Origin of the sequence: Actinomadura montaniterrae, from assembly GCF_008923365.1 — a bacterium.
Lineage (GTDB): Bacteria > Actinomycetota > Actinomycetes > Streptosporangiales > Streptosporangiaceae > Spirillospora > Spirillospora montaniterrae.
Genome location: NZ_WBMR01000402.1, coordinates 1 through 4,373 on the forward strand (window position 1 = coordinate 1; position 4,373 = coordinate 4,373).

Annotated in this window: 6 protein-coding genes; 3 read left to right on the forward strand and 3 right to left on the reverse strand. The window is 71.2% G+C overall.

Features of this window, described 5'->3' with window-relative positions:
- Window positions 1-117 precede the first annotated feature (117 nt).
- Entirely contained in the window at window positions 118-1,209 is a 1,092-nt protein-coding gene (hppD, locus tag F9B16_RS49420; RefSeq protein WP_192809397.1) for a 4-hydroxyphenylpyruvate dioxygenase, read from the reverse strand.
- A 137-nt stretch (window positions 1,210-1,346) separates the two neighbouring features.
- On the opposite strand from hppD, the gene F9B16_RS49425 reads away from it, so the two are divergent.
- Complete coding sequence (locus F9B16_RS49425; protein WP_151547186.1) at window positions 1,347-1,856, forward strand: Lrp/AsnC family transcriptional regulator; 510 nt, start codon at window positions 1,347-1,349, stop codon at window positions 1,854-1,856.
- A 71-nt stretch (window positions 1,857-1,927) separates the two neighbouring features.
- On the opposite strand, the gene greA is transcribed toward F9B16_RS49425, so the two are convergent.
- Together greA and F9B16_RS49435 are read right to left on the reverse strand one after the other, a co-directional pair.
- Complete coding sequence (gene greA / locus F9B16_RS49430) at window positions 1,928-2,425, reverse strand: transcription elongation factor GreA (RefSeq protein ID WP_151547187.1); 498 nt, start codon at window positions 2,423-2,425, stop codon at window positions 1,928-1,930.
- A gap of 198 nt (window positions 2,426-2,623) precedes the next feature.
- Window positions 2,624-3,007 (reverse strand): DUF4307 domain-containing protein, encoded by a 384-nt coding sequence (locus F9B16_RS49435; protein WP_151547188.1) that lies wholly within the window; start codon window positions 3,005-3,007, stop codon window positions 2,624-2,626.
- 189 nt (window positions 3,008-3,196) lie between these two features.
- Between F9B16_RS49435 and mca the strand changes: the two genes are divergently transcribed.
- Window positions 3,197-4,060, forward strand: coding sequence for a mycothiol conjugate amidase Mca (gene mca, locus F9B16_RS49440; RefSeq protein WP_151547190.1), 864 nt, complete (start codon window positions 3,197-3,199; stop codon window positions 4,058-4,060).
- A complete protein-coding gene (locus tag F9B16_RS49445; RefSeq protein ID WP_151547189.1) occupies window positions 4,060-4,308 on the forward strand; it encodes a hypothetical protein in 249 nt (82 codons plus the stop codon). The genes mca and F9B16_RS49445 overlap by 1 nt, the downstream gene beginning before the upstream one ends.
- The last annotated feature ends 65 nt before the right edge of the window (window positions 4,309-4,373 follow it).

Consider the following 4,373-nt stretch of genomic DNA (forward strand, 5'->3'; position numbering starts at 1 on the left):
CCCGCCCGCCGCGGCCCTGACCGGCCCCGGACACCGGCCGTCCCCGGGCCGGTCAAGCCGCGCTGCGGCGCGTCACGGCCGCGCGGCGACCGCGTCGCAGCCCGCGCGGCGGCCGCGTCACAGGTTGCCGCGGCGCTCCTGCTCGCGCTCGATCGCCTCGAACAGCGCCTTGAAGTTGCCCTTGCCGAAGCCGAGCGACCCGTGCCGCTCGATCAGCTCGAAGAACACCGTCGGACGGTCCTGCACCGGCTTGGTGAAGATCTGCAGCAGGTAGCCGTCCTCGTCCCGGTCGACCAGGATGCGGCGCTTCTGCAGCTCCTCGATCGGCACCCGCACCCGCCCGATGCGCTCGCGCAGCTCGGCGTCCTCGTAGTAGGAGTCGGGGCTCTCCAGGAACTCCACGCCCGCGGCCCGCATCCGGTCGACCGACGCGAGGATGTCGTTCGTGGCGAGGGCGATGTGCTGCACGCCCGGCCCGCCGTAGAACTCCAGGTACTCGTCGATCTGCGACTTGCGCCTGCTCTCCGCCGGCTCGTTCAGCGGGAACTTCACCTTCCGGGTGCCGTCCGCGACGACCTTCGACATCAGCGCCGAGTACTCGGTCGCGATGTCGTCGCCGACGAACTCGGCCATGTCGGTGAAGCCCATGACGCGGTGGTAGAACTCGGCCCACTCGTCCATGCGCTCGACGTTGCCGACGCAGTGGTCGATCGCCTGGAAGAACCGCTTGTCCTGCGGCTCGACGATCGGGTCGGCGGCCGCGAAGCCCGGCAGGTACGGGCCGGTGTAGTTGGAGCGGTCGACCAGCGAGTGCCGGGTCTCGCCGTAGGTGGCGATCGCCGCGATCGTCACCTTGCCGTGCTCGTCCTCCAGGACGTGCGGCTCCTCCAGCCCCGTCGCGCCCTTGGCGAGCGCGTGCCGGTAGGCGTGCTCGACGTCCGGCACCTCGATCGCCAGGTCGACGATCCCGTCGCCGTGCTCGGCGATGTGCCGGCCGATCGCGGTGCCCGCCTTCACCGGGCCGCGGAACACGAACCGGGCGCCGCCCGACTCCAGCACGTGCACCGCCTCGTCCGGGCTGCCGTTCTCCGGGCCGCGGTAGGCGACCCGGCGCATCCCGAAGGCGGTCGAGTAGTAGTGGGCGGCCTGCTTGGCGTTGCCCACGGCGAACACGACGGCGTCCATGCCCTTGACCGGAAACTCATCCATGCCCACCAATCTGGACATGCGCCTACAAGGTGCGCAAGAGTCGTCGAAATCACTGCACAATCTGTACAGTAAGCCGGACAGACGACCGGTCGCTCTGTACAGCGTGACCAGGACCACAGGAGTCCCGGGAGGACGCCGTGCCCATCGACGAACTGGACGGCCGGCTGATCGAGATGTTCACCGCCGAGCCCCGCGTCGGCGTGCTGGAGGCGTCCCGCCGCCTCGGCGTCGCCCGCGGCACCGTCCAGGCCCGCCTGGACCGGCTGTCGCGCGACGGCGTCATCGCCGGGTTCGGCCCCGAGATCGACCCGGCGGCGCTCGGCTACGGCGTCACCGCGTTCGTCACCCTGCAGCTGCGGCAGGCCGGCGGCCACGACCCCGTCGCCCGCCGCCTCGCCCAGGTCCCCGAGGTGATCGAGGCGCACACGATCACCGGCCCCGGCGACATGCTCTGCCGCATCGTCGCGCGCAGCAACACCGACCTGCAGCGCGTCATCGACGTCCTCGTGGACGTCGCCGGCGTGGAGCGGGCCTCCTCGGTGATCTCCCTCGCCACCCAGATCCCGTACCGCACCCTCCCCCTCGTCAGGGAGGCGGCGGGACGCAGGAGCGGCCCGGGGCAAAACGACGGTCCGCCGCCCCGGTGAACGGGACGGCGGACCGCGATGTGGTTCCCGGCCGGTGACGCCGCTCGGGGAGCGGCGATCGCGGCTGTGCGTCAGCCGCCGTAGGGGGTCGCGTCGAGGATCTCGACGGTCATGCTGCGGCCGTTCGGCAGCGTGTAGGTGGCCTTGTCGCCGACCTTCTTGCCGTTGATGGCCGCGCCGAGCGGCGACTTCGGCGAGTAGACGTCGATGGGCGCGCCGACCTCCTCGCGGGAGGCCAGCAGGAACGTGACCTCCTCGTCGTCGCCCTCGAAGGTGACCGTGACGGTCATGCCGGGGCCGACGACGCCCTCGGTGCGCGGCGCCTCGCCCACGCGGGCGTTCTCCAGGATGCCCTGGAGCTGGAGGATCCGGCCCTCGATCTTGCCCTGCTCCTCCTTGGCCGCGTGGTAGCCGCCGTTCTCGCGCAGGTCGCCTTCCTCCCGCGCCGCCTCGATCTTCTGAGCGATCTCGATGCGGCCCGGGCCCGACAGGTGGTCCAGCTCAGCCTTGAGCCGGTCGTACGCCTCCTGGGTCAGCCAGGTGACGTTGTCAGCGCGGGTCTCGGTCACGGGTACTCCTCATCCACATGTTGCGATCCTCGCCGGCCCTTCCGGGCGGGCGCCACATCGACATGAAGTGCGGCCGGGTGAAACCTCTAGCCTATCCGGTGTGTGCGGGTAAAGGTTCCCTGAACTCGGCGTGTGCAACCGGCCAATCGGGTTTCGCCCGCCGAACGGACGATCCGGGCGCGGCCGCCCGCCGCGGCGTCACGCCTTCCGGCAGCCCTGCAGCTGGGCGCTGGTCGCCTTGTGCGGCGTCGGCAGCGTCTCCGACATGCCCGCCTTCGACGTCCCCGCCGGGACCGTGACGTCCTTCTTCGCGATCACGGTCATGTTCTCGTCGAAGGCCTGCAGCGTGCAGTGCACCACGTCCTCCTTCGGCTTGGCGATGGAGAAGTTCACCTCGATGGAGGCGGGGCGCGCGTCATAGGTGATCAGCTGCGCGTCGATGCCCGGGGTCTGCCCCACGTGCGCGGCGATGAACCCGAAGCCGCCCGCGGCGACCGCGCACACGATCCCGATGATCACCAGGCCGAGCCGGCCGCGCTTGGGCTCGGCGGGCGCCTCGGGCGCCGGCACGCTCGTCGTCATCGCGGGGAATCTCCGTGCGGGGTGCGGACGTTGTCAGGGACAATTCTCGTCTGTAGGCGCGGGTGCTCCGAACCGGGGTCCGCCTTCACGGTAAGAACTGCTCGCTGAGAGGGAGAACCCCAGGTGTCCGAGGTCATCGACGATACGACGTGCGCCGGGCCGGACGGGGGCGCCGAACCGCTGCGCCTGATGGCCGTGCACGCCCACCCCGACGACGAGTCCAGCAAGGGCGCGGCCACGATGGCCAAGTACGTCGCGGAGGGCGTGGAGGTCCTGGTCGTCACCTGCACGGGCGGGGAGCGCGGCGACATCCTCAACCCGGCGATGGACCGCCCGGAGGTCAAGGCCGACATCGGCAAGGTGCGCGAGGCGGAGATGGCGCGGGCCCGCGAGATCCTCGGCGTCGGGCAGCGCTGGCTCGGCTTCGTCGACTCCGGCTTCCCCGAGGGCGACCCGCTGCCGCCGCTGCCGGAGGGCTGCTTCGCGCTGGAGCCGCTGGAGACCGCGAGCGAGCCGCTGGTGCGCGCCGTCCGCGAGTTCCGCCCGCACGTGATGCTGACCTACGACGAGAAGGGCGGCTACCCGCACCCCGACCACGTGAAGTGCCACGAGGTGTCGGTGGAGGCGTTCGAGGCCGCCGGCGACCCGGACCGCTACCCGGACGCGGGCGAGCCGTGGCAGCCGCTGAAGCTCTACTACCACATGACGTTCAGCAAGGACCGCATCCTCGCGCTGCACACCGCGATGGAGAAGGCGGGCCTGGAGTCGCCGTACCACGAGTGGATCGAGCGCTTCGAGGAGGAGAAGGAGAAGCGCGCGACGTGGGAGGTCACGACCCGCGTCCCGTGCGCGGACCACTTCGAGACCCGGGACCGGGCGCTGCTCGCGCACGCGACCCAGATCGACCCCAACGGGTTCTGGTTCCGCGTCCCGCTGGACGTCCAGCGCGAGGCATGGCCGACCGAGGACTACCATTTGGCCAGGTCCCTGGTCGACACCGAGTTGCCGGAGGGCGACCTGTTCGCCGGCATCCGGGAGAAGGTGTGTCTGTAGTGCTTCCGCTCGCCCACGCCATTCCGCTCAACAACGACACGGTCAGCCCCGGCTTCCTCGGCTTCGGGGTGTTCCTGGCGCTGCTGGTCGCGCTGGTGTTCCTCGTCCGCTCGATGAACAAGCAGATGAGGAAGATCCAGGCGCCCCGCGAGGCCGACCTCAAGCAGCAGGAGTGGGAGCGGGCGCAGGCCGCCAAGGCCGCCGCCGCCGACCGCGAGGCCGGCGACGAGTCCGCCGGCACCGCCTAGCCCGGCGCCGCCGGCCATCCCCCCATGAGCGACGCGCGCACCGGGCCCGCCGCGCCCGCCGCCCT

What these genes read in the sequence shown, in the direction of transcription:
- hppD (WP_192809397.1), bottom strand. Translation starts at nt 1,209, where the DNA reads ATGGATGAGTTTCCGGTCAAGGGCATGGACGCCGTCGTGTTCGCCGTG.
- F9B16_RS49435 (WP_151547188.1), bottom strand. Translation starts at nt 3,007, where the DNA reads ATGACGACGAGCGTGCCGGCGCCCGAGGCGCCCGCCGAGCCCAAGCGC.
- mca (WP_151547190.1), top strand. Translation starts at nt 3,197, where the DNA reads ATGGCCGTGCACGCCCACCCCGACGACGAGTCCAGCAAGGGCGCGGCC.